This window comes from Paucibacter sp. JuS9 (assembly GCF_044043925.2).
Classification (GTDB): Bacteria; Pseudomonadota; Gammaproteobacteria; order Burkholderiales; family Burkholderiaceae_C; genus JAUASW01.
In genome coordinates this window covers 4,465,986-4,490,384 of record NZ_CP194172.1, presented here as the reverse complement: position 1 = coordinate 4,490,384, position 24,399 = coordinate 4,465,986, and the positions used below count along the sequence as shown (strand labels likewise).

Here is a 24,399-nt window from a genome sequence, read left to right as displayed (position 1 = left end):
ATGTCGAGTGCTGTCCCTGTGCTGGAGCTGTCCGGCATCCACAAGGAGTTTCCGGGCGTGAAGGCGCTGTCGGACGTGCGTCTGCGCCTCTTCCCCGGCGAGGTCCACACGCTGATGGGCCAGAACGGCGCCGGCAAATCCACCCTGATCAAGGTGCTCACGGGGCTCTACACGCCGGAGCAGGGCCGCATCGTCCTGAGCGGCAGCGAGGTGGCTCCGCGTTCGACAGAAGAAGCCCAGAAGCTGGGCATCAGCACGGTCTACCAGGAGGTCAATCTCTGCCCCAACCTGTCGGTGGCGGAGAACATCTGCATCGGTCGCTACCCGCGCCGCTGGGGCCAGATCGACTGGCGGGCCATGCGCGCCGAGGCCCTCCGCGTGCTGGCGCAGATGGACATCGCCGATATAAACGTGGACGCGCCGTTGGCTCGCTATTCACTGTCGGTGCAGCAGATGGTGGCGATTGCGCGCGCGCTCTCAATCTCGGCCCGCGTGCTGATACTTGACGAGCCCACGTCGAGCCTCGATGAGGCTGCGGTGCAGCGGCTGTTCGCCGTCCTTCGTCGCCTGCGCGAGCAAGGGATGGCCATCCTCTTCGTCACACATTTTCTGGACCAGACCTACGCAATCTCCGACCGCATCACGGTGATGCGCAATGGCGAGACCGAGGGCGAGTACCTGGCGGCGGACCTCAGCCGCCTGGCCCTGGTCAGCAAGATGGTGGGCGAGTCGCAAGCCGAGGCGCAGCAGCGCACGGCAAGTTCTTGCCAGGCGGGCGAGACGGTGCTGCGTGCGAAAAGCCTTGGCCGCTTCGGCGCACTGCAGCCGCTGGACCTGCATCTGCGTCGCGGCGAGGTGTTGGGCCTGTGCGGCCTGCTCGGCTCGGGTCGCACCGAAGCGGCGCGCCTGCTGTTTGGCGCCGATGCGGCGGACTGCGGCGGCATCGAGATCAAGGGCCGGCTGCAGCGCTTCAAGTCACCGCGCGAGGCGATTGCCGCCGGCATCGCCTTCTGCTCCGAAGACCGCAAGCATGAGGGCGCCATCCTGGCGTTGTCGGTGCGCGAGAACATCGTGCTGGCATTGCAGGCTCGCAAGGGCCTGCGGCTGGTGATGAGCCATGCCGAGGCGCAGGCACTGGCCGACGGCTTCATTCAAAAGCTCGGCATCAAGACGCCAAGCGCCGAGACCCCCATAGGCCAGCTCTCCGGCGGCAACCAGCAGAAGGCCTTGCTGGCCCGCTGGCTGGCCACCGACCCGGCCCTCTTGATACTGGACGAACCCACGCGCGGCATCGACGTGCGTGCCAAGGAAGAAATCATGGACCACGTGGCCGGCCTGGCCCACCGCGAGGGCGGCATGGCCGTGCTCTTCATCTCCTCCGAGCTGCCCGAGGTGCTGCATTGCAGCGACCGATTGCTGGTGCTGCGAGACCGCAAGGCCGGCGGCGAGTACCGGCGCGGCGAGCTGGATGAGAAGACCGTGCTTGAAGCGATTGCCGGCGAGGCTGCATGAAGGAGCTGTCCCGCCCTCTCGCGGCGCTGGCGTTGCTGCTGATCGTCGCCCTGTTCAGCGTGCCGGGCTTCTTCCATCTGGAAATCAAGGACGGCCATCTCTATGGCAGTCTCGTCGACATCCTCAACCGCGCCGCGCCCTTGATGCTGGCAGCCCTCGGCATGACGCTGGTGATCGCCACGCGGGGCATCGATGTTTCCGTCGGCGCCGTGGTAGCGATTTCGGGCGCCGTCGCCGCCGCGCTGGTCGCCGCGCAGCAAGGCCTCTGGGTCGCTTTGGCCGCCGCCATGGGCGCTGCGCTGGTTTGCGGCGCGTGGAACGGTCTTCTGGTCGCGGCGCTGGGCCTGCAGCCCATCATTGCCACGCTGATCCTGATGGTGGCTGGCCGCGGCCTGGCCCAGCTGTTCACCGACGGCCAGATCGTCACGGTCTATGAACCGGCCTCCTTCTTCTTCCTCGGCAGCGGGCATCTGCTCGGCCTGCCCTTCTCGCTCTTTGTCGTGGCGGCGATGTTCGGCCTGACTTCACTGCTGATGCGCAAGACGGCGCTCGGCCTGTTCATCCAGACCGTGGGCATCAACCCGGTGGCGGCCCGCTTGGCCGGCGTGCGCACCGCTGCCTTGATCTTCCTTGCCTATGTCTTCTGCAGTGCCTGCGCCGGCCTCTCTGGCCTGATGATCGCCTCCAACATCAAGAGCGCGGACGCCAACAACGCCGGCCTCTTGCTGGAGCTGGATGCCATCCTCGCGGTGACCCTGGGCGGCGGGCAGCTCACCGGCGGCAAGTTCAGCCTGGCCGGCAGCCTGATCGGCGCGCTGATCATCCAGACGCTCAGCTACCTGATCTACGCGCTGGGCGTACCACCCCAGGTCACCATGGTCGTGAAGGCGGTGGTGGTGTTCGCGGTCTGCATCGCGCAGTCGCCCAATCTGCGGACCCGCAGCGCATGAGCTCAATCCTTCAAAGCCTGCGCGCCCTCGCCGTCGCGCCCGCCTTCACCTCCCTGGTCAGCGTCGCCCTCCTGCTGGTCCTGTTCGGCGCCGGCGCGGTGAACTACACCGGCTTCGCCTCGCTGCAGGTCGTCTTCAACCTCTTGATCGACAACGCCTTCCTGCTGGTGCTCGCGGTGGGCATGAGCTTCGTGATCCTGTCGGGCGGCATCGACCTCTCCGTCGGCTCGGTGCTGGCCCTGACCACCATGGTGGCGGCCTGGCTGCTCCAGGTGGCGCACTGGCCGCCCCCCCTGGTGATGACGGTCGTGCTGCTGGGTGGCGCGCTCTTCGGCGCGGCGCAAGGCTGGCTGATCCATCGCTTCAAGTTGCAGGCCTTCATCGTCACGCTGGCCGGCATGTTCCTGGCGCGCGGCCTGTGCTTCCTGATCAGCGTGGACTCGATCACCATCGATGCGCCGATGTTCGTCACGCTCTCGCAAACGCAGTGGACGCTGTTCGGCGCCTTCGTCTCACCAGGCGCGGTGATCGCGCTGGCGGTGCTGGCCGTCGGCACTTGGCTCTCGCAGCGCAGCGCGTTCGGTCGCGCCGTCTACGCCATCGGCGGCAATGAGCAATCGGCCTTGATGATGGGCCTCAATGTCGGCCGCAGCAAGGTCTTGATCTATGCGCTGAGCGGCTTCTGCGCCGCGCTGGCCGGCCTGCTGTTCTCGCTCTACATGCTGTCGGGCTACGGCCAGCATGCGCAGGGCACCGAGCTGGATGCCATTGCCGCCGTGGTGATTGGCGGCACGGTGCTCAGCGGCGGCTATGGCTATGTCGCCGGTGCGCTGTCAGGCGTGCTGGTGCTGGGCCTGATCCAGACCTTGATCGCCTTTGACGGGGCTTTGAGTTCCTGGTGGACCAGGATCGTCATTGGCGCCCTGTTGTTCGTGTTCTGCGGCGTGCAGCGCTTGCTGGCTCGCCGCGCCTCTTGAGAGAGCCTTCATGAAGCATCTGATCTCCGCCCTCGCACTGGCCGGACTGAGTGTCACCGGCGCCCAAGCCGGCAACCCGCTATTCCCCAAGCTCTTCACCGCCGACCCAGCAGCCATCGTCGACAAGGGCCGCGTCTACCTCTACGTGGGTCATGACGAAGCCAGGCCGGAGGACAAGGACTATGTGATGCACGAGTGGCGCGTCTATTCGAGCTGCGACATGGTCAACTGGCGCGACGACGGCGTGCCGCTGACGCCCTTCACTTTCAGCTGGGCGCGCGACAAGGCCTGGGCGGCCGACGTGGTCAAGCGCGAAGTTGACGGGAAGATCAAGTACTGGTTCTATGCACCGGTGGCGCACAAGACCATTCCCGGCATGTCCATCGGCGTGGCCGTGTCCGACAGCCCCACCGGCCCCTTCGTCGATGCGCGCGGCACCGCCCTGGTCACCAACGACATGACCACGCAGACCAAGATCAGCTGGGACGACATCGACCCCGGCGTCTTCATCGACGACGACGGGCAAGCCTACTTGTACTGGGGCAACACGGTGCTGAAGTACGCGAAGCTGAAGCGCAACATGACCGAGTTCGATGGGCCCATCCACGTGGTGGAGGTGCCCAACTTCACCGAGGCGCCCTACCTGCACAAGCGTGCGGGCACCTACTACCTCAGCTACGCCCAGCACTTCCCCGAGGAGATCGCCTACATGACCGGTCCGAGCCCGACCGGGCCCTGGACGCCGCGCGGCGTGATCATGGGCAAGAACGACAAGACCAAGACCATCCACCAGGCCTTCATCGAGTTCAACGGCAAGTCCTATGTGCTGTATCACAACGCCGAGCTGCCAGGCGGTGGCGAATGGCGCCGCTCCGTCGCGGTGGAGGAGGTTCGCTACAACGCGGACGGCACGATCCAGCCGATAGCGCAGACCAAGAAAGGCCCGAAGGCGAACCCGAGCCCGGGGTGCAAACGGGCGACGTGATCTGAAGCTTGGCCACCGCACTACAGTTGCGGCCATGCATGCCTTCATCCACGCCCCGGCCGCGCGAGCGCTTGCCCCAATCCTCCTTGCGGTCGCGGCTTCCCCTGTCTGGGCCACCGAGGTGGAGTGGCTGCCGAGCTGGAAGGCCAAGGACAGAGCCGCCTACGAAGTTACCCGGTGCAAGCCGATCAAGGCCGAGGGCCGAACTGTGGACACCTGCGTCAAGGGTCGGCTGGACATCGTCGTGCTGCGTGCCAACGCAACCAGCTCATTGCAGCGCTGGAACTCCGACATCCTGGGCGAAGCGCTCGCCAGCAGCGGCCTGGCCTCCGAGGCACTCGCTACGCTGCGCGAAGCGATGCGTTTCTCGATGGACATCGAGTTCGATGGCGCGGCGCAGCCGGTGCGCCTGCCCAACGGCGACGAGATCAGGCAGAAGCTGAAGGCCGTCTACAGCATGCGTACCCTCAGCAAGGACGGCAAGCCCCTCGACGCCAAGGCGTTGGCCGCCACCGAAGCCTTTGTTGGGCAACTGCTCGGCTCCGATGCCCGGCTGCTGGCCTTGATGGCCAAGGATGCGAATATCCTTTACTCGCCGCTGGGCGGCAGCTTCACGATCGGCCAGACGGTTCATGTCGAGTCATCGATGCCTTCACCCTTTGGTTCGGCGCCTTTCAAGTCCACGCTCTCCGTCACCACCCAGGCCGGCGGCGAAGGCACCCAGGAGTTGCAGCTGGACATCATCGAGGACCTGGATCGAAACTCGCTTGCTGCGGCCCTGGACGACATCATCAAGCCCCTGGTCGGGAATTTGGGCAAACCTGAAGCGGCCGCCGAGATGCGCGCCGCCTTTTCATCGATGACATTGCGGCGCAACAGCCGCTACAGGATCCAGCCGGCCAGCAGCTGGCCCTTGCTGGTCAACTGGCGACAGTCGCTCGAAGTGAGTGGGCAAAGCCGGCTGGAAGTGACCGAGTTCAAACGCCTGCAATGAGCGGAACGTGGGCGAGCAAGCCCGGCCGTTACGCCTGTCGCCCACCCTGGCAGCCGGCCGCAGTAGCATGCCCATCGTCACAGGGGGAAACCAAGATGAAGCTGCGAGTCCTGTTGAGCGCGTCGCTGAGCGCCTGTCTGCTCTTGCCATTGATGCCGGCGAGCGCCATGGAAGGAGGGAGCAAGCCCCTGACGGTCGCGCTGATCGCCACGCTCGGCGACCAGTTGACCATGGTCTACAAGCGCCCCACGCGCGCCAGCCAGGTGGAGCCCTACACGCGCCGCACGATCCAGGTGGACGGCCAGTTGCTCAACTACTCGGTGCTGCGCGGCCTGGACAGCGCCATCGCCGCCGCCGAGCCCGAGGCACAGCGCGTGATGCTGCGCTGGCGGCCCTCGCCCGAGCTGACCGCGCTGCTGAAGAGCAGCACGACGCAGAACGCCAACGAGCTGCTGCTCGAGGCCCTGGTGAATCAGCTGAGCCAGATTCCCCAGCGCGCCGGCTGGGACCGCATCGAAGCCATCGTGCCCAACTACTCCTGGGTCGAGAAAGACGGCATGCCGCGCAATATCGGCGGCATCGGCATCTTCGTCCAGCCCGTGGGCAGCGAATGGAGCATCGAGGACGAGGAAGGCGTGGACCGGACCGCGGAGTACAAGGCGGACACCTACGACACGGTCAACCCCAACACCGGCGTGAAGGGCAAGGACTCCGGTTTCGTCGCGCCCTACATCTACTTCGACCGCCTGACCATCGACGCCAGGACGCTGCAGGTCTTGTCACGCAAACCGCACTACGCCAACACCAAGTATGCGGACCCTAAATCCAAGTCCATCGACGTCATGGAAGGCATCACGCCGGCCAAGCTGGTGGAGCAGCTGACCACGCTGGTGGAGAAGGCCGCCTACCAGTCGGTGCGCGGCAAGGTGGAGGTCGAGGTCGGGCCGGTCAAGCAACTGCCGGGCAAGTGAGTCGCTGAGGTCTCAAGCCCTCAGCAAGTACTCGATCCCTGCCGTGATCGTCGCCATCTGCGCGGCATTGCATTGCGCCGGGCTGGCCGTCGGGCTGTCCGGGTAGACCTCGGTGGTGGTGACAAAACGCGCGCCGGTCATGCCGCCGCACAAACCCAGCTCGCGCTTGGCGTAGTTGATGACGCCGAACTGCTGCAGGGGCGTGCCGATGATGGCGCCATGCTCGTCGGCCTCGGCGATATGGGTCACGCGCTGCACGGCTTCGATCAGCGCACGCTGGAACTCGGGCACCGGGCGCTCGGTGTCGGCCACCAGATAGAAGCCATCGGGAATCGCATGCCAGTCGAAGGTCTTGCCGTCGCGTGCCGCCTTGGCGGGGCCGAATTCGCTGTTGTCGGTGTCGGTGGTTTCGTGCAGGTCGACATGCAGGTCCACGCGCGGCGCGTTCGCGGCCACGCATTCCAGTGCCTGCGTTGATTCCGCGGCCGGGCCGCCGGCCCTGAACTGCCGGTTCGGGTCGATGGCGTCCGGGTTCCAGCGGTTGATCGTCTCGTAGCCCCAGGGGCTGATGCAGGGCAGGACCAGCAGATTGACCCGGGCTGCATGGCGGGTGAACTCGTCGCGTACCCATTGCAAGGCACCATGCACGCCGCTGGTTTCGTAGCCATGCACGCCACCGGTCACCAGCACCGTCGGTCGATCTGCGCTCCACTCAGCGCTGCGTACTGCGTAGAGCGGGTAGCTGGGCAGGCCCAGGCGCCCGTAGTCGATCACGCCGTACTGGAACAGCTCGGCCTGCTCCGGCAAGGTCGCCTTCAGCGGCGCGACGACCTCGTCGGCATAGCTGCGTTGAATCTGCTGGCGCTGCAGCCAGGAAGCCCTCTCGGCCGCGCTCCAGGGCATGCCAGGCGTTCCGATGGGATAGGGCGGTGTGATGGCGGGGGTGCTGGGGGTGCTCATGTCTGCATTGTGGCAAGTCGGCGCGCCCGGGCAACCGGCGCATCCTGACCCAGCGCATCTCAGCGGCCCGGATTTGCACTCCGTCGACAGCCGCTTCCGGCACCGATGCAAGGCTCAGACACTGCAATCACTGACACAGCAAACACCCCAGGAGCCCACCATGAACACCACCGTCAAAGCACTCGCTTTCGCCCTCGTCGCCGTCACCAGCGCTGCCGCCATCGGCACCGCCTACGCCGACCACGCTGCCCAGGATGCAGCAGGCATCGTGAAGCTGGAACGCGTGGTGATCAGCGGCAAGCGCGCCGCAGCACCAGTGGTGACCGCCCAGCTGCCCCGCGTTGTGATCCTGGGTCGCACCGTGACCACGCTGGACCTGCATGTGGCCAGCATCCAGAAGACCGGCAAGACGACCTGATCTGACTGCTGGCTACGCAGCCAACCGGCCAAGCGGCGGCGAACGCCCGCCCTCAGACCAGCGACACGCGACGCTTGGCGCGCCACAGCAGCAGGCCGCCCAGGGCGGCACCAAACAGCGGCGCATAGACGTTCAGCCGCATCAGCGTGGGCGTACAGGCAAAGCAGAAGATTGCCAGCCCCATCAGGTTGTTCTGGTGCGTGCGCCAGGACTTGGCCGCCGAGACCGTCTCGATCACCAGGCCGCGCCGCATCGCCATCCAGTAGAACAGCGTCTGCAGGAGCAGGATCAGGCCGATCACCGGCACATAGACCAGCAGCGCTGCCAGGTTGGTGGTGTAGCGCCCCAGCAAGGCTGCGGCGAAGGGAAAGAAGCACACCAGGGCCAGAAAGCTCAGGGCGCAGACCAGCAGCGGCAGGTCGATCTCGCGCACCTGCTCGGCCAGCCGGTGATGCCAGACCCAGAACAAGCCCAGCATCGCAAAGCTGAAGAAATAGGCGCCAATCACGTATCCGTGATGCATGAGCGCATGGACCAGCTCCTCGGCGGATCCCCGGTCGGACAGCTCGGGCACCTTGACCTCCAGCACCAGGATGGTCATGGCGATGGCGAACACGCCATCCACCAGGGTTTCGAGGCGGGCGCGGTGGATGCGGAAGGGGCTGTTCATGGCTGCGGTCACCTGTGCGGATTGCAATCGGTGGCGGCAGCATAGCTGCGGCACATCAGAAACGGATAAGGGCAGACCTCACCTCAGGGGCCGGCGCAGCTCTTTCAGGCCATGGGTTCGAGGCGGCTACAGTGCGCGCACAGTGTAGGCAAGGACGCACCATGACCGACCAGACCATCCGCTTCGACGACGGCGCCAGCTACGAGATCATGATGGGGCGCTGGAGCCTCATCGTTGGCGCCCGCTTCATCGACTGGATCGCCGTGCCGGGCGGCCAGCGCTGGGTCGACATCGGCTGCGGCAACGGTGCCTTCACCGAAAGGCTGGTGGAGCGTTGCGCTCCGGTGCAGGTGCATGCCTTCGACCCCTCCGAGGGTCAGCTGGCCTATGCACGCAGCCGCTTGCCCGCCGGCACGCCCGTCGTCTGGGCTCAGGGCGATGCGATGAAACTGCCGCTGGAAGACGGCTGCTGCGATGCAGCCACCATGGCTCTGGTGCTGTTCTTCGTGCCCGATCCCCGGGTCGGCCTGGCCGAAATGGTGCGGGTACTCCGGCCTGGTGGCGTGGCGGCGGCCTACCACTGGGACATCCTGAATGGCGGCTTCCCGCTGGCCGCCATCGGCGCCGAGATGATGAAGCTGGGCGTGCCCCCGCGCATGCCGCCCAGCGCTTCGGCGTCCACGCTGGAAGCCTCGGAAGTGCTGTGGAAGGAAGCCGGGCTGCAGGATGTCCGCACGACGCAGTTCACCGTGGAACGCCAATTCGCCAGCTTCGACGATTACTGGCACAGCGCCGCCAACAGCAGCTCGATGAAGCCGATGTTCGAAGCACTCCCCGCCGGGCAGCTCGAGGACTTGAAGGCCAATGTTCGGCAAAGGCTGGAGGCCGGCGACGGCCCCTTGACGGTGAGCGCCCGCGCCAATGCGATCTGCGGTATCAAGCCATGACTTTTGCCCACTCGATGGCCGGCAATCTCGTGAAGATTTGCGATCCTGACGCGCCGCGCCAACAATTCCTTCATACCGCTCGTGGAAGATCGGCCCATGGGAATGCTTGATAGAGAAGAGCTGCGCTGGCGTACCGCGGTGGAGCAAGGCCGTTTTGGCGTCTGGGACCTGGACCCGGGGCTCGACATCGTCCACTACTCGCCCCGCTGGAAGGAACACATGGGCTTTGCCGATGTCACGGCGGCCGACAGTACCTCGTTCTGGCGTTGCCGTGTGCATCCTGAAGACCTGGCGCCGATGCTCAAGGCCTTGCGCTCCCATCTGGACGGATTCCGTCCCGGCTACGAAGCCAAGTTCCGCATCCGCAGCAACGGCTCGGGCTACCGCCTGATGCTGTCGCGTGGGCTGGCGGTGGAGCGGGATTCGCAGGGCAAGGCACTGCGCATGGTGGGCACCATGGTGGACCTGACCGACCGGCCGGGAGCACCACTGCGAGAAGCACTGCCCCAGGTGGATGCTCTGACAGGCAACGCATGGGCCTTCCACCACCTGCTGAGCGGCCAAGCGGCCAGCGGCCTGCAGGACCAGGTCAGCGAGCTTCTCGAGCTCTCGCTGCGCCAGGCACCGCCCAAGACCTGAGCCCGCGTCAGTAGAGCTCCCTCGCCGCCACCCTTACCTCCTGCAAGAGCTGCCGGGCGCCCGGTGAGAGCAGGTGACCCTCGCGGGTGATGATGCCGAAGGCGTCCATCTTGCAAGGCAGGTCGATGGGCAGGATGGCCAGGACCTTCAGCGAGGCGTAATAGCGCGCCACCTCCACCGGCATCACGTGCAGTGAATCGGTCTGCTGCAACAGCGCGGTGATCAAGAGCAGCGCCGTCGTGTCCACCGCATTGGCCGGCGGCTCCAGTGCAGCGCGGCGGAACATCAGCTCCCAGCGATGGCGCAGGACGCTGCCCTGCGGCGGCAGGATCCAGGGCTGGGTGGCGAGATCCGCGAGCTTGAGGTTTTCTTCCTTCAAGAGCGGATGGCCGATGCGCGCCACGGCGCAGGCCGGCTCCACCGTCAGCTCCTCGTAGTGCAGGCCGGCCGCGCCCTCCTCTTCGACAATGCGGCCGATCATGAAGTCCAGCTTGCCCTTTTGCAGCATGTCCACCAGCACCTTGCTGGTTTCCATCTGCACGCCGATCCGCAGCATCGGGGCCTTGAGCTTGATGCGTGAGATCGCGCGCGGCAAGAGGCCCATGGCCGGCGTCATGATCACGCCCACTTCGACCTGGCCGCTCAAGCCGTTCTTCAAGGCCACGATGTCTTCATGTGCCAGCGACAGGCTGGTGAGCGCCATGCGGGCATGCCGAATCATGGTCTCGCCGTAGAGCGTGGGCTCCATGCCGCGCGGATGCCGCTCGAAGAGCTTGACCTCGAGCATGTCCTCCAGGTCCTTCAGCTGCTTGGAAGCGGCCGGCTGCGTCATGCACAACGCCTCGGAAGCACGGTGGATGTTGCGCTGCTCGTCCAGGGCGATCAGCAGCAGGAGCTGGCGCGTCTTCAGCCGCGCGCGCAGGAACCAGTTGGGGTTGGGAACGTGGTCGCCGCCATCGATGTCTTCGTCGTCCATGGTCGGGCCTCAGGCGAGATTGACGCTGCCATTGCTGGCCAGGATGGTGGAGAGGTCGTCGCTGGTCTCTTCCAGCTGCACCAGCGTGGCCTGGCGCGCGCCCAGCGGGTCGCGGTTCTGCAAGGCGGTCAGGATGGCCTTGTGGCGCGGCAGCGAGAGCGCATGCGTGTTGGGCAACTGGCTGCTCAGGATGATGGACTCGCGCAGCGCCAGCGACAGCATGTTGCCGATGTAGGCCAGCAGGTCGTTGCCGGTCGCTTCCGCAATGCGGCGATGGAAGGCCAGGTCGGGCTCCAGCAGCTCTTCGGTCGTGGTGGCCGCGGCCATGCCTTCAAATGCTTGCTCGATGGCCTGGAGCTGCGGCTCGGTGGCCTTGCTGGCGGCCAGGGCGGCGGCGGCCGGCTCGAAGATGCGGCGCACTTCCAGCAGCGTCTGCACAAACTCGCGCTGCGGCTTGGCCTGGATCAGCCAGTACAGCACGTCGGGGTCCAGCAGATGCCATTCGTTGCGCGGCCGCACGAGGGCACCAGCCCGCTGCTTCGACACCACCAGGCCCTTGGCCACCAGCACGCGCACGGCTTCGCGCAGCACCGGGCGGCTGATCTCGTAGCGCTCCAGCAGCACGCTTTCCGTTGGCAGCTTGTCGCCGGGCTGGAACTCGCCAGCGACGATGGCCAGGCCCAGCTCGCCGACGATTCGGCCGTGCATGCTCTTGCCTTCGGGCTTCAAGCTGTAGGTGCTGTGGTCGGCGCGGGATTTCATGGGCGGCACGCTATCACAGGGTTTCACTTGAACCGGGCCACGAAGCCGCCATTGGGCTTCATGGTCAGCGCGGTCCGGGCCGCGGCCTTGAAAGGTTCGATCTTGAAGTCGCGCGGGCCTTCGCCATCGCCAATCAGCTCGGCCTCCCGGCCCTTCAGGAAACTCAGATCCAGCGCCACTGTCTTGTCCGAAGTCCCTGCATTGAAGCCGGCGACAAACCACTGCTTGCCAGCACGGCGTGCCAGCACCAGATGCTTGCCCGGCTCGCCCGAGAGGAAGCGCACTTCGTCCCAGCGGCGCGGCAGCGCCTGCAACATCGCCTTCACTGGCGGCGGCACCGTGGCCATGCCTTCGGGAATCTCGGCAAAGTGCTGGATGCCCGACAGCAGCAACACCGCCTGCGCCAGCTCGAAGCCGTTGCGTGTGGAGCGCTTGATCTTCGGGATGTCGCCGAACACCACCGGCGTGAAGTCCATCGGATCAAAGAGATTGCGTGCGAAGCTCAGCATCGCCAGGTGCGGCGCGACGAGATCCTGGTCCTTCTGCTCGAAGGTGGCGAACTCGAAGCCCTTCACGCCCTCCACGGTCATCAGGTTCGGATAGGTTCGCGTCCAGCCGCGCGGCAGCGTGGCCCCATGGAAATTGACCAGCAGGCCGGCGGCGGCCGTTTCTTTCAGCAGGTCCACGTAGTAGGCCATCATCGATTGGCCGTCGCCGTTGAAGAAGTCGATCTTCAGGCCCCTGATGCCCAGCTCCCGCATGCGGGCGAACTCCTTCGCCCGCTGCTCCCTGGTGAGTAAGGCGCTCTTGGGGGTGTACTTGGTGTCGTTCCAGTCGCCCGAGGAGTTGTACCAAACCAGGAGGCCCACGCCCTTGGCGCTCGCGTAGTCGGCCAGCTCCTTCATCCTGGCGTCGCCAATCTTCCGGTCCCAATCGGCGTCGACCAGCGTGTAGTCCCAGTGCATGTCGGCGGCGTAGTCGACGAAGCGCTTCTGCACATCGAACACCGTTGCGTCGTCCTTCAGGAGGGCCCAGCTCCAGGACGCGTGGCCGGGCTGGACCTTGGCCTTGTCGAATGCAATGGCCGGCGCGGCCAGGTCGGTGCCCAGCGTGGACTCCATCACCGTCTTCAGGGGGCCGATGGCGAGTACGCGCCAAGGCGTGGCGAGTGTTCCTTCAAGGTCTGCCAGCAGGCCCTGCCCGGTGAAGACTTCAACCGGCATTGGTGCACCGAGGCGGTACTCGCCGCCGGCGGATTCGGCGCGCAAACGGGAGGCGTGGAAGCTGCCATCCATATTTGCTTCGGTCAGCGCCACCCACACGTCGCCCGTCTTGAACAGCGCCGGGAACACCCAACCGGCCGGCGACGGCGAGGCGGTGCCCACCGCCATGTCCATCACGTAATGCTCTTCATACGCCGGGTTGACGCGGCTCCAGCCGGTCTGCGCCACCGACATCGGTTGCAGCCAGGCGCGCGCCGTGGGCGCGAAGCGGAAGCTGCTCAGCTCCTCGCGGAAGGTCTTGCGCTTGAGCGCAGGCTCGGCCACGACGTAGCGAAAGGCCACGCCATCGTTCGACACGCGCAAGGCGAGCAGCATCTGCTGGCCGGCCGGGTTCCTCAGCGTGTAGGTCTGCTCATTGGCCTGGTAGTGGATCTGGCTGCGCTTGCCCACGGCCATCTCGTAGCGCTCGCTGTGCAGCTTGATCGCGGATGCCGATTGCAGCGAGAGCTGGGTGGCCAGATCAGCGCCTTCCAGATGCAGACCCAGGCGCGAATCGAGCAGCACCGGCTTGCCAGCGCGCTGAACTGTGTAGACCAGCTGCTGCTGATCGTTGATGCGGACCTCGACGGCGAGCTGCTGGTCGGGGCTGGTGAGCGGCGCCGCAAGGGCTTGCGCGACGAGCAGGGGAAGCAAGAGCAGAGAGCGCATGGTGGGTCAGGCCTTGATCGAATAGGGACCATCGGCCACCGGCGTGCCGAACTCGGGGAAACCGCCCGCAGTCCAGCCAAAGGCCTGGACGCGCGCATGGCGGTTGGGGTCGTTGAGCGGGTCGCCCACGATGTCGCGATAGCTGCGCGCGTGATAGACCAGCAGGTCGGTCTTGCCGTCGCGTGTCGTCGTGAAGCTGTTGTGGCCAGGGCCGAACTGGCTCACCGATTCGTCGGTCTTGAACACCGGCTGCGGTGACTTCTGCCAGCTGGCTGCATCCAGCAGGTCGGCGCCTTCATCGGCCCAGAGCAGGCCCATGCAGTAGTTGGCGTCGGTGGCGCTGGCCGAGTAGGCGATGAACACCCGGCCATGGCGCTTCAGGACCGCCGGCCCTTCGTTGACCAGGAAACCGATGCGCTCCCAGTCCAGGTCCGGGCGCGTGATCAGCACCGGTGCTGTTGCCAGCGTCCAGGGGTTGGCGAGCTCGGCGATGTAGAGATTGCTCTCGGTCGCCGGGTCCTTCTGCGCCCAGCAGAGGTAGCGGCGGCCAGCATGCTCGAACGTCGTCGCATCGAGAGAGAAGCCTTCGGCATGCGTGCGCACCTGGCCGCGTTCGACCCAGGCGTCGAGCAGCGGGTCGTCGCCCTGGCATTCCAGGACATGGATGCGCAGCTTCCAGATGTCGTCCACCTCGCTGGCCGCGAAGTAGATGAACCAGCGGCCATCGATGCGGTGCAGTTCCGGCGCCCAGACATGCTTGCTCATCGGTCCGGACTCGTGCTTGCGCCAGATGACGACGGGTTCGGCCGCAGCCAGCCCGGCGATCTCATCGGCGCAGCGCAGCTCGATGGCGTCATAGCTCGGCACCGAGGCAGTGAACCAGTAGCGCCCATCAACCAGCGACAGATGCGGGTCCGCGCGTTGCGTGATCAGGGGATTCATCCAACTCATCAGCGCACCGCCTTCGTAACGACCACATTCCAGGAGGCCGGCAGCAGGCGCATCTGCAAGTGCTCGCCATCGATCACGATGCCGCCCAGCGCCGTGGGCGCCACTTCGTTCGGCGCGTCCCTCGTGTTCGCTGCTTCAAGGTCGCCGTGATGCATCTGCTCGGCTGCCACCAGCTTGCGCTCGGTGCCGAGGCCGCGCAACGTGATGCTCAGGTTCATCTCTTCTTGAAGATGGCGATTCAGGATGAACACCGCCGTCATGCCCGCGGCCTCATCGTGCACCACGCTGGCGCACAGATACGGCAGCTCGCCATGCTTTTCATTGGCATAGCCAGCCGACTTGATGACCGGGCGCAGCACCGTGCCGCGCGCCCATTTCGCCGCCTGGGCAAACGGATGAAAAATCGTCTGCCGCCAGGCCGGGCCACCCGGCTCGGTCATGATGGGGCCGATCACATTCACCAGCTGCGCCATGCAAGCCACCTTGAGGCGGTCGGCATGGTTCATCATCATCGTCAGCATGCCGCCGATCAGCAGCGCGTCTTCGGCTGTGTAGATCTCTTCCAGCAGGCGCGGTGCCTCGGGCCAGCCCTCGCGCTTCATGTGCCCACCATGCCGGGCGCGGTACCAGACGTTCCATTCGTCAAAGCTCAGCATGAGGCGCTTGCTCGAATGGCGACGCGCGGCCACCGCATCAGCCACGGCGATGGTGTCTTCGATATAGCGCGCGTTGGTCTCGATCTGGGCGAAGAAGCTCTCGCTGCTGGTGTCAGTCGGCGGCTTGACGAAGTAGCTGTGCAAAGAGAGGTAGTCCACCACCTCGAAGCAATGCTCCAGCACGCGGTCTTCCCAGATGCCGTAGGTGGGCATGTCGTAGGCGGAGGAGCCGCAGGCCGCCAGCTCGACGGACGGGTCGACCATCTTCATCAGCTTCGCCGTTTCCAGCGCGATGCGGCCATATTCATCGGGCGTCTTGCGGCAGATCTGCCAGGGGCCGTCCATCTCGTTGCCCAGGCACCAGAACCGGATGCCATGCGGCTGCTCGTAGCCGTGGCGGCGGCGCAGGTCGGAGAGCGCGGTGCCGCCCGGGTGGTTGCAGTACTCGAGATAGTGCCGCGCTTCGTCCGGGCCGCGGGTGCCGAGGTTGACGCCGTACATCGGTTCGATATCGACCTTCCTGCACCAGTCGAAGAACTCGTTCGTGCCGACCTGGTTGGTCTCGGTGGAATACCAGGCCAGGTCGAGCCGGCGCGGGCGCAGTTCCTTGGGCCCCACACCGTCTTCCCAGTTGTAGCCCGATATGAAGTTGCCGCCGGGGTAGCGGACGATGGTCGCGCCCAGCTCTTTCGTCAGCGCCATCACGTCGCCACGAAAACCTTGTTCGTCGGCCGTCGGGTGCCCGGGCTCGTAGATGCCGGTGTAGACGCAACGGCCCAGGTGCTCGACAAAGACGCCGAAGAGACGGCGGTCCAGCGGCGCGATGGGGAAGTCGCGGTCGACGGTGAGTTGGGCGGCGAACATATCAGTTGTCCGTTTCTCGTTCGAGAGGTGCTGAATTTGGGCCGAGCGCCGGGCCGCTCCCAAGCCGGCCCAGCCGGCGATGTGCAGGCCGGTCAATCCGGCCTGCATCGCCGTCCCCTCGGGGGACCGGCCAAGGTACTCCTTGGACCAGGGGCTTCATCATTTCAGCGGCGCGCTTTCTTCAAGGCGAGGTTCACTCGCTTCTCAACACTGGCCTGGACCTCGGCGACTGGCTTGGACGAGATCATCAGATTGGCCACGTCTTCGCCGATCAGCAGCTCGATGGCACGCTGCGTCGGCACATTGCCCGGCATGCCAGCGCCAGTGGCAGTGATCTCGGAGAGGCCCTCGCGCAGTGGCAGGCCACGGAAGGCCTCGCTCTCGGCCACCTTCTGGCTGACCGGCAGATGGCCGGTGCGCGACCATTCGGCGCTGTGCTCCCAGATGAATTTCAGGAACTTCAGGCTGGCCTCGTGCGCCTTCTCATTGGTGGCGCCACCCTTGAACATGGCCCAGGCATGGCCATCGGCAAACACCGCCTTGCGCTCGAACAGTTGCGGGAAGGGCAGCACCGCGTAGCCCCCCTGCATCGGCGACTCGGGCTTCTGCGACTCGCGCAGGAACTGGTCGATGGTCCAGGTGCCCACCACCACCACGCCCGCCTCGCCGTTCAGGAAGGCCTGATTGGCAGCGGCGTAGTCGAGGTTGGGTTTGATGTGCCCCTCGGCGTAGAGCTGCTGCATCAGCTGGAGCGCATTGACGACAGCCGGCTGCTGCATGTCTATCGTCTTGCCATTGGGCGAGAAGAGTTGCGCGTTCTGTTGCGCTACCAAGGTGAGGAAGGTGCGGTTGTTGGCCGCCGTCTCGTTGGCCACGGCCCAGGCAAACAGGGGCTTGCCCGTGCGTTCGCGGAAGCGTCGGGCCTGGGCCAGCAGCTCGTCCGGCGAATGTGGCATCAGCGGCTGACCGTTTGCCCCCATCAGGCCTGCCTTCTTCATCAAGCTCGTGTTGATGTGCCAGAGCCAGGCCCAGGTATCGAAGGGCAAGGCATAGGTCTTGCCCTCGAACGTGGTGCCACGCCGCGCATGCGCAGTGAAGTCGTTCACGTCGATGCCCACGCGCTGGAAATCCATGTCCAGCGGCAGCACCAGCTTGCGGCGCACGTAGTCGCCCAGTGCGGACTCATGCATCACCGCGACCGTCGGAATGTCCTTGGCCACCAGGCGTGCGGTGAGTTGGTCGTAGTAGGGGCCCCATTCACCGATCTGGGTACGCACGACGATGCCGTCGGTGTTGGTCGCGTTGAACTCGTTGACCAGTGTCGTGATGATCCCGCACTCGCCCACGCCTTCGGACGCCTTCAAGACCTGGCCGAACCTGGCCTCGCAGCTGCCGAAGAAGCGCATCAGCGTGATCTCGGTCTTGCCGTCTTCGCTGGCGCGCTGCCCGCAGCTGGCGAGCAGGGCCAGGCTGAGCACAAGTGTGATTCGCTTGAACATCGTCTTCATCATTGCCGCCCGGTGCCGGCCACCGCGGTGATCAGGTGCTTCTGGAAGAACAGATAGAGCATCAGCACCGGCAGGCCGGCAAACACCGCCTGCGCCATCAGGAAACCGAGGCCCTCGGATTGCGCGAAATTTGTCTGCGTCGAAGCGAGGCCGCGGGTCAGCGTGTACATCTCGGGCTTGGTGGCGATCACCAGCGGCCAGAGGTAGTCGTTCCAGCAACCGAGGAAGGTGAAGATGCCCAGCGTCGCTTGCGCCGGCAGGCTCAAGGGCAGGATGACCATCAAAAAGGTCTTCAGGCGCGAGGCGTTGTCCAGCATTGCAGCCTCTTCAAGATCCATCGGGATGGCCTTGAAGTACTGCGTCATCAGGTAGACACCGAAGGGCGCGGCGAGGCCCGGCAGGATCAGGCCCGCATGCGTGTTCTGCAGGTTCCAGTCCGAGAACAGGTGATGCAAGGGAATGAAGGTGGACTGCGCCGGCACGGCCAGCCCGAACATCACCACCGCAAACAGGAGCTTGCGGCCAGGGAACTCGCAACGCGCGAAGCCATAGCCGGCGAGCGATGAGAGCACCAGCACGCCCAGCGTCTGCAGCAGCGCCACCAGCGCGCTATTGCCCAACCAGCGGAAGACCGACGAGGTCTGCAGGATGTCCAGGTAGTTGGCCAGCGTATATGGCGGGGCCAGGAACACGTCGGTGTGGGTGAGCAGGAACTCGTTGGGCTTGAAGGACAGGGCCAGCACCCAAAGCAGCGGTCCCATCCAGGCGAGGGCCAGGAGGCACAGGCCTGCCATCAGGATGCGGTCGAACCAGCCGCGTCGGAGCATCGTGTTCATCGCTGCACCTTGCTATCACGCTCCAGCCACAGCTGGGCCGACACGCCGATCAGCATGATGGCCAGGAGCACCTGCGAAGCCGCCGCCGCGTAGCCCAGCGACAGCTGCATGAAGGCCTGCTCGTAGATGAACTGGACGATGGGCCGGGTCGTGTTGTTGGGCCCGCCATTGGTCATCAGCATGATCTGCGGGAAGACCTGGAACTGCCGGATCATCTCGATCAGAGCCACCAGCACGATGGTGCGCTTGAGGCTGGGCAGGGTGATGCGGGTCAGCGTGCGCCAGCGGCTGGTGTTGTCCAGCGCGGCGGCCTCGTAGATGTCCGAAGGAATCTGCTGCAAGGCCGAGAGGAACAGGATCATCGGCAGGCCGATGATCCACCAGACGGTGACCAGGGCCACGGTCAGCAAGGCGAGCGCATCGCTGGTCAGCAAGGGGATCTCGGGCAGACCCAGCGCAGCAAGCAGTTGAGCGATCAGGCCACGATCGGGCATCAGCGCCAGCTTCCACACCAGCGTGACCAGGGTGACCGAGAACACCGAAGCGCAGAAGAAGGTTGCTCGCAAAAGCGTGCCGAGCTTGCCGGGACGGTTCAAGGCCAGCGCCAGAGCAAGCGAGAGCACGACGAAGATCGGCGTGCTGATGGCGACGAAGCGCACGGTGTTCCACACCACCTGGGCGAAGACCTCGTCCTCCATCAGCTGGCGGTAGTTGTCCAGGCCCAGCCAGAAGCTGTCGTTGGACAGGAGGTCGTGGTCGTGCAGGCTGATCCAGAAGCCATTGGCCAGCGGCCACAGCAGCAGCAAGGCGTAGACCGCCACGAAGGGCAGGACGAAGAGCGCGTACGCCGGCCGCGAGGCCCTGAGGCCTACCGCACTCATGCGAGCGACTCCTGCGCGTGATGCGCCCTGCCCTCGGCGTCAAACAGATGCGCCTCGTTCAGATCGATCTCGACACCGATGCTGTCGCCAATCAGCGGCGCCTTGCCGGTGATCGTGATCGTCAGCGCATTGCCGTCAACCAGCTTCAGATGCGCCAGCGTGCGCTCGCCGAGGAACTCGACCATTTCGACCTGGCCGCGCAGCGCCGCCTCATCGCTGGGCCGCAGGTTCTCGGGGCGCAGGCCCAGGCTCAGCTCATGGCCTTGCGATGCTGCCGCGCTGACCTGCGTCGTGAGTGATGCGCCACCGGGCAGCAGAACCGCCACGCGGCCGCTTTGATCTTGCAGGCGCCGCACCGGCACAAAGCTCATGCCCGGCGTGCCGATGAAGCTGGCCACAAATCGCGTGGCCGGCCGGCGGTAGACCTCGGCCGGCGAGGCGACCTGCTCGATCACGCCGCCGTTCATCACGACGATGCGCGTGGCCAGCGTCATCGCCTCGATCTGGTCGTGGGTCACGAAGATCATCGTCGCGCCCAGGCGCCGATGCAGTTGCGCCAGCTCCAGTCGGGTGCGGCCTCGCAGCGCGGCGTCGAGGTTGGAGAGCGGCTCGTCGAACAGGAAGATGCCCGGCTCCTTGACCACGGCGCGGCCAATCGCCACGCGCTGGCGCTGGCCGCCGCTGAGCTGGCCGGGCTTGCGGTCCAGCAGCTTGTCGAGCTCCAGCATGCGACTGGACTCGGTGATGCGGCGCGCGATCTCATCAGCGGCCACATTGATGTTCTTGAGGCCGAAGGCCAGGTTCTCGCGCACCGTCATGTGCGGATAGAGCGCGTAGTGCTGGAAGACCATGGCCAGGTTGCGCTGGCCCGGCGCGGCTTGCGTCACGTCCTTGCCGCCTATGAGGATGCGGCCGCCGCTCACTTCTTCGAGGCCCGCCACCATGCGCAGGAGGCTCGTCTTGCCGCAGCCCGAGGGACCGAGGAACACCAGGAACTCGCCTTCCGCCACGTCCAGCGAAAGCTGGTTGATCACCTGCACCGCGCCATAGCGCTTGCTTACCTGCTCGAGCTTCAAGCCAGCCACTGATGTCTCCAGTCTTCTCTTGTCGTTCTTGGTTCAGAGCGAGGGCCAGCCGTCCGGCGTCCAGCGCAAGGGGCCGATGCGCAGATGCGGCTTGCCGCCATCTTCCGCGTCATAGGCATGGCGCACCAGCGTGTCGCCGACGACGTCCTGATGGCCCGGCCCCTTCCAGCGCGGCCCGCCCTCCTCGATCAGCGTGCCGCCGCGCTCCATCAGGTCGACGCCGTCCTTGTCTAGGTAGGGGCCCCATACGCTCCTGGCCCGTCCGACGCGGATGTTGTATGTGCTCTCGGCGCCGCGGCAGCAGAGGTCATGCGAGATGAAGAGGTAGTACCAGTCGCCGTGCTTGATGAGGGTCGGCGCCTCGATGCCACCCTTGCGGCGCGCGATGAAGCGCGTCTCGCCGATGGGCCGCAGCGTCTCTGCATCGAGCTCGGTCAGGCGGATGCCGCCCCAGAAGGAGCCGTAACTGAGCCAGAGCTTGCCGCCATCGATGAAGAGATCGGGGTCGATGGCATTGAAGTTGTCGCTGGGCTGGCTGGCGACGACCATGCCTTCGTCCTTCCAATCCGCAGACTCCGGGCTCGCGGCGCTGGCCAGGCCAATCGCCGAGGTGTTCTTGCCGAAGGTCGAGATCGAATACAGCACCCAGACCTTGCCTGCATGCTTGAAGAGCTTCGGCGCCCAGACATCCAGACCCTTGTGAGCCGGCACGGCTTGCGTCCACCAGCCGGGCTTGTTGGCTTCGGTGAAGACCGGCGCCTCGCGGTGCCAGGTCTTGCCTGCGTCAACAGACTTCAGGCGCTGCAGACCTGCGCCGGTGGTGAACACATGCTGGACGCCGCCCTCGCCGATCAAGAGCGTGGGGTCGTGCGCGCGCGTGTCGCCCGAGAGTTCGGCGGCGTGGGCCAGCGATGCGCCGATGAGCAGCGCGGCAGCAGCGAAGTGCGCCTTCATGGCGACAAGCCTCAACGGCCCCAGCGCAGGACCAGCGGGTCCAGACGCCTGGCCGCATCGAGCAGGCCGGCGCGCACCTCGGGCAGCATCTCCGGGAACGGATGGCGCGGCGCATCGCTTCGGATCACGCCGCCGGCCTTCATCAGCGCCTTGGCCGTGAGGATGCCGCCCTGGCGGTTTTCATAGTTGATCAGCGGCAGCCAGCGCGCGTACTGCACCACGGCCTCTTCGCGATTGCCGGCGTGATATGCATCGACGATCTGGCGGATACCGTCCGGGTAGGCGCCGCCCGTCATCGCGCCGGTGGCACCGGCATCGAGATCGGCCAGGAGCGTGATCGCTTCCTCGCCATCCCAGGGACCTTCAATGGCCGCACCGCCGACGCGGATCAGCTCACGCATCTTGCTGGCCGCCTGCGGCATCTCCAGCTTGAAGTACTTCACCTGCTCGATGTTCTGCGCCATGCGGGCGAGCAATGCGACCGACAACGGCGTGCCGGCCACCGGCGCGTCCTGGATCATGATGGGGATGCGGATCGCGTCCGACAGGCGCTGGTAGAAGGCCTCGATCTGGAGCTCGGCCACGCGGAAGGTGGCGCCGTGATACGGCGGCATCACCATCACCATGGCGGCGCCGAGCTCCTGCGCCTGACGGCTGCGGGCTATGCAGATCTGGGTGCTGTAGTGCGTGGTGGTCACGATCACCGGCACGCGTCCCGCCACATGGCCGAGGATGGCGCGGGTCAGCGTTTCCCGTTCGGCGTCCGAGAGCACGAACTGCTCGGAGAAATTGGCGAGGATGCACAGGCCCGTGGAGCCGGCGTCGATCATGAAATCGATGCAGCGCAGCTGGCCGGCCAAGTCGAGCGCGCCGGCCTCGTCAAAAATGGTCGGCACGACCGGGAAGACGCCCTTGTACGGGCGAGTGGCCAGCTGGCTCATGATGCAGATCCCTTGTCTCGGTGGGAATGGGTTGATCGCTTTTGACGCCATTAAAGTATGACTATTAAATGCTTGTCATGCGGGTTAACCCGTTGATTCGCGGCTTTTCATTTTAAATAGTATGACTAATAATTCCGCATCGACGGGCTGTCCAGGCTCGCGCCAGACCTTCCCGGAGACATTGAAATGAGCCTGTCCGCGTCCTATCCCAGCCTGAAAGACCGGGCCGTCCTGATCACCGGCGGCGCCACCGGCATCGGCGCCACGCTGGTCGAGTCCTTCGTGGCGCAAGGCGCCAAGGTGGGCTTCATCGACCTGGCCGTCGCGGACGGCACGGCGCTGGCCGAGAAGCTCAAAGGCGCAGCGAATGGAAGCACGCACGCGCCGCAGTTCGTGGCCGCCAACCTGACCGACATCGCCGCGCTGCGCGAAGCCATCGCCACCTTGCGCGGCCGCATCGGGCCCATCAGCGTGCTGCTCAACAATGCCGCCAACGACAAGCGCCACAAGGTTGAAGAGACCACGCCCGAGTCCTGGGATGCCGGCATCGCCGTCAACCTGAAGCACCAGTTCTTCGCCGCGCAGGCGGTGCTGCCCGACATGAAGACGCTGGGTGCCGGCTCCATCATCAACTTCGGCTCGATCAGCTGGATGCTCAAGCAGGGCGGCATGCCGGCCTACACGACGAGCAAGTCCGCCGTGCAAGGCCTCACGCGCAGCCTGGCGCGCGACTTCGGGCCGCATGGCATCCGCGTCAACACGCTGGTGCCGGGCTGGGTGATGACCGACAAGCAGATCAAGCTCTGGGTGGATGACAAGGCCCGAGAAGAGATTGCCAAGGGCCAGTGCATCAACAAGCCCCTGCTGGCCGAGCACATCGCCGCCATGGCCCTGTTCCTCGCCGCGGACGACAGCGCCCTGTGCACCGCGCAGGACTTCATCGTCGACGGCGGCTGGGTCTGAACGTGGGCACGACGATCACGCAGCGCGACTACGGGACCCTGGCCGATGGTCAGGTGGTCCGGGAGTACCGGCTGGTGAGCGCGCAAGGCCTGACCCTCACAGCCATCAACCTGGGCGGCATCGTCACCGGGCTGTGGGTGCCAGACGCCCACGGCGCCAGCGCCAACGTGGTGCTGGGCTTTGACAATCTCGATGACTATGCGCAGCGCAATCCGCACTTCGGCGCGATCATCGGGCGCTACGGCAATCGCATCGCGGGCGGGCGTTTCGAGCTGGACGGCAAGCGGCATCAACTCGCGCAGAACGACGGCATGAACTGCCTGCACGGCGGCAAGCCGGGCTTTGGCGGCCGCTTCTGGGGGGCCGAGATCGATGGCGAGAGCCTCGTCTTCAGCCTTGACAGCGCGGACGGCGATCAAGGCTTCCCCGGGCGGCTGCAGGCGCACGTACGCTACAGCCTTGGCCACGATGAGCGCAGCTGGCGCATCGACTACGAGGCGACGTGCGATGCCCCCACCGTCGTCAACCTGACCCACCACGACTACTTCAACCTCGCCGGCCATGGCTCCGTGATGCGGCACCGCCTCACCCTGCCCGCTTCGCGCTACAGCGAGGTGGACCCGCAGCTGATCCCGCTTCGCCACGCGCCCGTTGAAGGCACGCCTTTCGACTTCCGCCAGCCCACGGCCATCGTCGCCCGCATCCGCGAGCCGCACCCGCAGTTGCAGCACGGCCGCGGCTACGACCACAACTGGCTGCTCGACGCGCCCGTGGACGGCAGCCTGCGCCTCGCGGCAACGCTGGAAGACCCGGCCTCCGGGCGCCGCATGGAGGTGCTCACCACCGAGCCGGCCCTCCAGTTCTACTCCGGCAACTTCCTCGATGGCACGCTGCGCGGCTGCGGCGGCGAGTTCTATCGCCAGGGCGACGGCCTGTGCCTGGAGACCCAGCACAGCCCCGATTCACCGAATCATTCAGCAAGCGAAGATTGGCCCTCGACGGTATTGCGCCCGGGTGAGACCTACCGCAGCAGCACGGTGCACCGCTTCACCTGAAGGAGAGCGCCTC

At 65.7% G+C, this 24,399-nt stretch carries 24 protein-coding genes; 11 read left to right on the top strand and 13 right to left on the bottom strand.

The window, feature by feature from the left end; all coding sequences use genetic code 11:
- From ABT392_RS20000 to ABT392_RS19975, 6 genes are all read left to right on the top strand, one after another.
- The gene (locus ABT392_RS20000; RefSeq protein WP_395384786.1) at positions 1-1,512 is read left to right on the top strand and encodes a sugar ABC transporter ATP-binding protein; all 1,512 of its coding nucleotides are present in this window, start codon (positions 1-3) and stop codon (positions 1,510-1,512) included.
- On the top strand, positions 1,509-2,462 hold the full coding sequence (locus ABT392_RS19995) for an ABC transporter permease (protein WP_395384787.1): 954 nt from the start codon (positions 1,509-1,511) through the stop codon (positions 2,460-2,462). The genes ABT392_RS20000 and ABT392_RS19995 overlap by 4 nt, the downstream gene beginning before the upstream one ends.
- Positions 2,459-3,439 carry a galactofuranose ABC transporter, permease protein YjfF gene (gene yjfF / locus ABT392_RS19990; RefSeq protein WP_464970852.1) on the top strand — a complete coding sequence of 327 codons (981 nt, stop codon included), beginning with the start codon at positions 2,459-2,461 and terminating at the stop codon, positions 3,437-3,439. The genes ABT392_RS19995 and yjfF overlap by 4 nt, the downstream gene beginning before the upstream one ends.
- Positions 3,440-3,449: 10 nt before the next feature.
- Positions 3,450-4,424: a glycoside hydrolase family 43 protein gene (locus ABT392_RS19985; protein ID WP_395384789.1), complete on the top strand. Its 975-nt coding sequence runs from the start codon at positions 3,450-3,452 to the stop codon at positions 4,422-4,424.
- A gap of 34 nt (positions 4,425-4,458) precedes the next feature.
- Positions 4,459-5,418, top strand: coding sequence for a hypothetical protein (locus tag ABT392_RS19980; RefSeq protein WP_395384790.1), 960 nt, complete (start codon positions 4,459-4,461; stop codon positions 5,416-5,418).
- Positions 5,419-5,513: 95 nt separating this feature from the next.
- The gene (locus ABT392_RS19975; protein ID WP_395384791.1) at positions 5,514-6,389 is read left to right on the top strand and encodes a hypothetical protein; all 876 of its coding nucleotides are present in this window, start codon (positions 5,514-5,516) and stop codon (positions 6,387-6,389) included.
- A 12-nt stretch (positions 6,390-6,401) separates the two neighbouring features.
- Here the strand turns inward: ABT392_RS19975 and ABT392_RS19970 are convergent, their stop codons facing one another.
- Complete coding sequence (locus ABT392_RS19970) at positions 6,402-7,349, bottom strand: M14 family metallopeptidase (protein ID WP_334277872.1); 948 nt, start codon at positions 7,347-7,349, stop codon at positions 6,402-6,404.
- Positions 7,350-7,509: 160 nt separating this feature from the next.
- Here ABT392_RS19970 and ABT392_RS19965 point away from each other — a divergent pair, with 160 nt between their 5' ends.
- A complete protein-coding gene (locus ABT392_RS19965) occupies positions 7,510-7,767 on the top strand; it encodes a hypothetical protein (RefSeq protein ID WP_334277874.1) in 258 nt (85 codons plus the stop codon).
- A 52-nt stretch (positions 7,768-7,819) separates the two neighbouring features.
- Here ABT392_RS19965 and ABT392_RS19960 read toward each other — a convergent pair whose 3' ends face one another.
- Positions 7,820-8,437, bottom strand: a complete 618-nt coding sequence (locus ABT392_RS19960; protein WP_334277875.1) for a TMEM175 family protein — start codon at positions 8,435-8,437, stop codon at positions 7,820-7,822.
- 161 nt (positions 8,438-8,598) lie between these two features.
- Here ABT392_RS19960 and ABT392_RS19955 point away from each other — a divergent pair, with 161 nt between their 5' ends.
- Both ABT392_RS19955 and ABT392_RS19950 read left to right on the top strand, forming a co-directional pair.
- Entirely contained in the window at positions 8,599-9,384 is a 786-nt protein-coding gene (locus ABT392_RS19955; protein WP_395384792.1) for a class I SAM-dependent methyltransferase, read from the top strand.
- A gap of 96 nt (positions 9,385-9,480) precedes the next feature.
- Positions 9,481-10,023 (top strand): PAS domain-containing protein, encoded by a 543-nt coding sequence (locus ABT392_RS19950; RefSeq protein ID WP_464970851.1) that lies wholly within the window; start codon positions 9,481-9,483, stop codon positions 10,021-10,023.
- 7 nt (positions 10,024-10,030) lie between these two features.
- On the opposite strand, the gene ABT392_RS19945 is transcribed toward ABT392_RS19950, so the two are convergent.
- The 11 genes from ABT392_RS19945 to ABT392_RS19895 all read right to left on the bottom strand — a co-directional run bounded on the left by ABT392_RS19945 (position 10,031) and on the right by ABT392_RS19895 (position 22,368).
- Positions 10,031-10,999 carry a LysR family transcriptional regulator gene (locus ABT392_RS19945; protein WP_395384794.1) on the bottom strand — a complete coding sequence of 323 codons (969 nt, stop codon included), beginning with the start codon at positions 10,997-10,999 and terminating at the stop codon, positions 10,031-10,033.
- A 9-nt stretch (positions 11,000-11,008) separates the two neighbouring features.
- Complete coding sequence (locus ABT392_RS19940; protein ID WP_395384795.1) at positions 11,009-11,761, bottom strand: FadR/GntR family transcriptional regulator; 753 nt, start codon at positions 11,759-11,761, stop codon at positions 11,009-11,011.
- A gap of 23 nt (positions 11,762-11,784) precedes the next feature.
- Positions 11,785-13,692: a glycoside hydrolase family 97 protein gene (locus ABT392_RS19935; protein WP_395384796.1), complete on the bottom strand. Its 1,908-nt coding sequence runs from the start codon at positions 13,690-13,692 to the stop codon at positions 11,785-11,787.
- Positions 13,693-13,698: 6 nt separating this feature from the next.
- A complete protein-coding gene (locus ABT392_RS19930) occupies positions 13,699-14,643 on the bottom strand; it encodes a glycoside hydrolase family 43 protein (RefSeq protein WP_395384797.1) in 945 nt (314 codons plus the stop codon).
- A complete protein-coding gene (arfA, locus tag ABT392_RS19925; RefSeq protein WP_395384799.1) occupies positions 14,643-16,163 on the bottom strand; it encodes an arabinosylfuranosidase ArfA in 1,521 nt (506 codons plus the stop codon). The genes ABT392_RS19930 and arfA overlap by 1 nt, the downstream gene beginning before the upstream one ends.
- A 164-nt stretch (positions 16,164-16,327) precedes the next feature.
- Entirely contained in the window at positions 16,328-17,662 is a 1,335-nt protein-coding gene (locus tag ABT392_RS19920; protein WP_395384800.1) for an extracellular solute-binding protein, read from the bottom strand.
- An 8-nt stretch (positions 17,663-17,670) separates the two neighbouring features.
- Positions 17,671-18,507: a carbohydrate ABC transporter permease gene (locus ABT392_RS19915; RefSeq protein WP_395384801.1), complete on the bottom strand. Its 837-nt coding sequence runs from the start codon at positions 18,505-18,507 to the stop codon at positions 17,671-17,673.
- The gene (locus ABT392_RS19910; protein WP_395384802.1) at positions 18,504-19,388 is read right to left on the bottom strand and encodes a carbohydrate ABC transporter permease; all 885 of its coding nucleotides are present in this window, start codon (positions 19,386-19,388) and stop codon (positions 18,504-18,506) included. The genes ABT392_RS19915 and ABT392_RS19910 overlap by 4 nt, the downstream gene beginning before the upstream one ends.
- Positions 19,385-20,473: an ABC transporter ATP-binding protein gene (locus ABT392_RS19905; protein ID WP_395384803.1), complete on the bottom strand. Its 1,089-nt coding sequence runs from the start codon at positions 20,471-20,473 to the stop codon at positions 19,385-19,387. The genes ABT392_RS19910 and ABT392_RS19905 overlap by 4 nt, the downstream gene beginning before the upstream one ends.
- A 33-nt stretch (positions 20,474-20,506) precedes the next feature.
- Positions 20,507-21,427 (bottom strand): arabinan endo-1,5-alpha-L-arabinosidase, encoded by a 921-nt coding sequence (locus ABT392_RS19900; protein ID WP_395384804.1) that lies wholly within the window; start codon positions 21,425-21,427, stop codon positions 20,507-20,509.
- An 11-nt stretch (positions 21,428-21,438) separates the two neighbouring features.
- The gene (locus ABT392_RS19895) at positions 21,439-22,368 is read right to left on the bottom strand and encodes a dihydrodipicolinate synthase family protein (protein WP_395384805.1); all 930 of its coding nucleotides are present in this window, start codon (positions 22,366-22,368) and stop codon (positions 21,439-21,441) included.
- Positions 22,369-22,554: 186 nt separating this feature from the next.
- Here ABT392_RS19895 and ABT392_RS19890 point away from each other — a divergent pair, with 186 nt between their 5' ends.
- Positions 22,555-23,331 (top strand): SDR family NAD(P)-dependent oxidoreductase, encoded by a 777-nt coding sequence (locus ABT392_RS19890; RefSeq protein ID WP_395384806.1) that lies wholly within the window; start codon positions 22,555-22,557, stop codon positions 23,329-23,331.
- A gap of 2 nt (positions 23,332-23,333) precedes the next feature.
- Positions 23,334-24,386 carry an aldose epimerase family protein gene (locus ABT392_RS19885; RefSeq protein WP_395384807.1) on the top strand — a complete coding sequence of 351 codons (1,053 nt, stop codon included), beginning with the start codon at positions 23,334-23,336 and terminating at the stop codon, positions 24,384-24,386.
- The last annotated feature ends 13 nt before the right edge of the window (positions 24,387-24,399 follow it).

Excerpts from the sequence above, each read along its gene's own strand:
- ABT392_RS19920 (WP_395384800.1), bottom strand. The coding sequence starts at position 17,662 with ATGTTCAAGCGAATCACACTTGTGCTCAGCCTGGCCCTGCTCGCCAGC.
- ABT392_RS19950 (WP_464970851.1), top strand. The coding sequence starts at position 9,481 with ATGGGAATGCTTGATAGAGAAGAGCTGCGCTGGCGTACCGCGGTGGAG.
- ABT392_RS19955 (WP_395384792.1), top strand. The coding sequence starts at position 8,599 with ATGACCGACCAGACCATCCGCTTCGACGACGGCGCCAGCTACGAGATC.
- ABT392_RS19945 (WP_395384794.1), bottom strand. The coding sequence starts at position 10,999 with ATGGACGACGAAGACATCGATGGCGGCGACCACGTTCCCAACCCCAAC.
- ABT392_RS19900 (WP_395384804.1), bottom strand. The coding sequence starts at position 21,427 with ATGAAGGCGCACTTCGCTGCTGCCGCGCTGCTCATCGGCGCATCGCTG.
- ABT392_RS19965 (WP_334277874.1), top strand. The coding sequence starts at position 7,510 with ATGAACACCACCGTCAAAGCACTCGCTTTCGCCCTCGTCGCCGTCACC.
- ABT392_RS19985 (WP_395384789.1), top strand. The coding sequence starts at position 3,450 with ATGAAGCATCTGATCTCCGCCCTCGCACTGGCCGGACTGAGTGTCACC.
- ABT392_RS19970 (WP_334277872.1), bottom strand. The coding sequence starts at position 7,349 with ATGAGCACCCCCAGCACCCCCGCCATCACACCGCCCTATCCCATCGGA.
- ABT392_RS19975 (WP_395384791.1), top strand. The coding sequence starts at position 5,514 with ATGAAGCTGCGAGTCCTGTTGAGCGCGTCGCTGAGCGCCTGTCTGCTC.
- ABT392_RS19890 (WP_395384806.1), top strand. The coding sequence starts at position 22,555 with ATGAGCCTGTCCGCGTCCTATCCCAGCCTGAAAGACCGGGCCGTCCTG.
- ABT392_RS19935 (WP_395384796.1), bottom strand. The coding sequence starts at position 13,692 with ATGCGCTCTCTGCTCTTGCTTCCCCTGCTCGTCGCGCAAGCCCTTGCG.
- ABT392_RS19930 (WP_395384797.1), bottom strand. The coding sequence starts at position 14,643 with ATGAGTTGGATGAATCCCCTGATCACGCAACGCGCGGACCCGCATCTG.
- ABT392_RS19915 (WP_395384801.1), bottom strand. The coding sequence starts at position 18,507 with ATGAACACGATGCTCCGACGCGGCTGGTTCGACCGCATCCTGATGGCA.
- yjfF (WP_464970852.1), top strand. The coding sequence starts at position 2,459 with ATGAGCTCAATCCTTCAAAGCCTGCGCGCCCTCGCCGTCGCGCCCGCC.
- ABT392_RS19980 (WP_395384790.1), top strand. The coding sequence starts at position 4,459 with ATGCATGCCTTCATCCACGCCCCGGCCGCGCGAGCGCTTGCCCCAATC.
- ABT392_RS19960 (WP_334277875.1), bottom strand. The coding sequence starts at position 8,437 with ATGAACAGCCCCTTCCGCATCCACCGCGCCCGCCTCGAAACCCTGGTG.
- ABT392_RS19910 (WP_395384802.1), bottom strand. The coding sequence starts at position 19,388 with ATGAGTGCGGTAGGCCTCAGGGCCTCGCGGCCGGCGTACGCGCTCTTC.
- ABT392_RS19995 (WP_395384787.1), top strand. The coding sequence starts at position 1,509 with ATGAAGGAGCTGTCCCGCCCTCTCGCGGCGCTGGCGTTGCTGCTGATC.
- ABT392_RS19895 (WP_395384805.1), bottom strand. The coding sequence starts at position 22,368 with ATGAGCCAGCTGGCCACTCGCCCGTACAAGGGCGTCTTCCCGGTCGTG.
- ABT392_RS20000 (WP_395384786.1), top strand. The coding sequence starts at position 1 with ATGTCGAGTGCTGTCCCTGTGCTGGAGCTGTCCGGCATCCACAAGGAG.
- ABT392_RS19940 (WP_395384795.1), bottom strand. The coding sequence starts at position 11,761 with ATGAAATCCCGCGCCGACCACAGCACCTACAGCTTGAAGCCCGAAGGC.
- arfA (WP_395384799.1), bottom strand. The coding sequence starts at position 16,163 with ATGTTCGCCGCCCAACTCACCGTCGACCGCGACTTCCCCATCGCGCCG.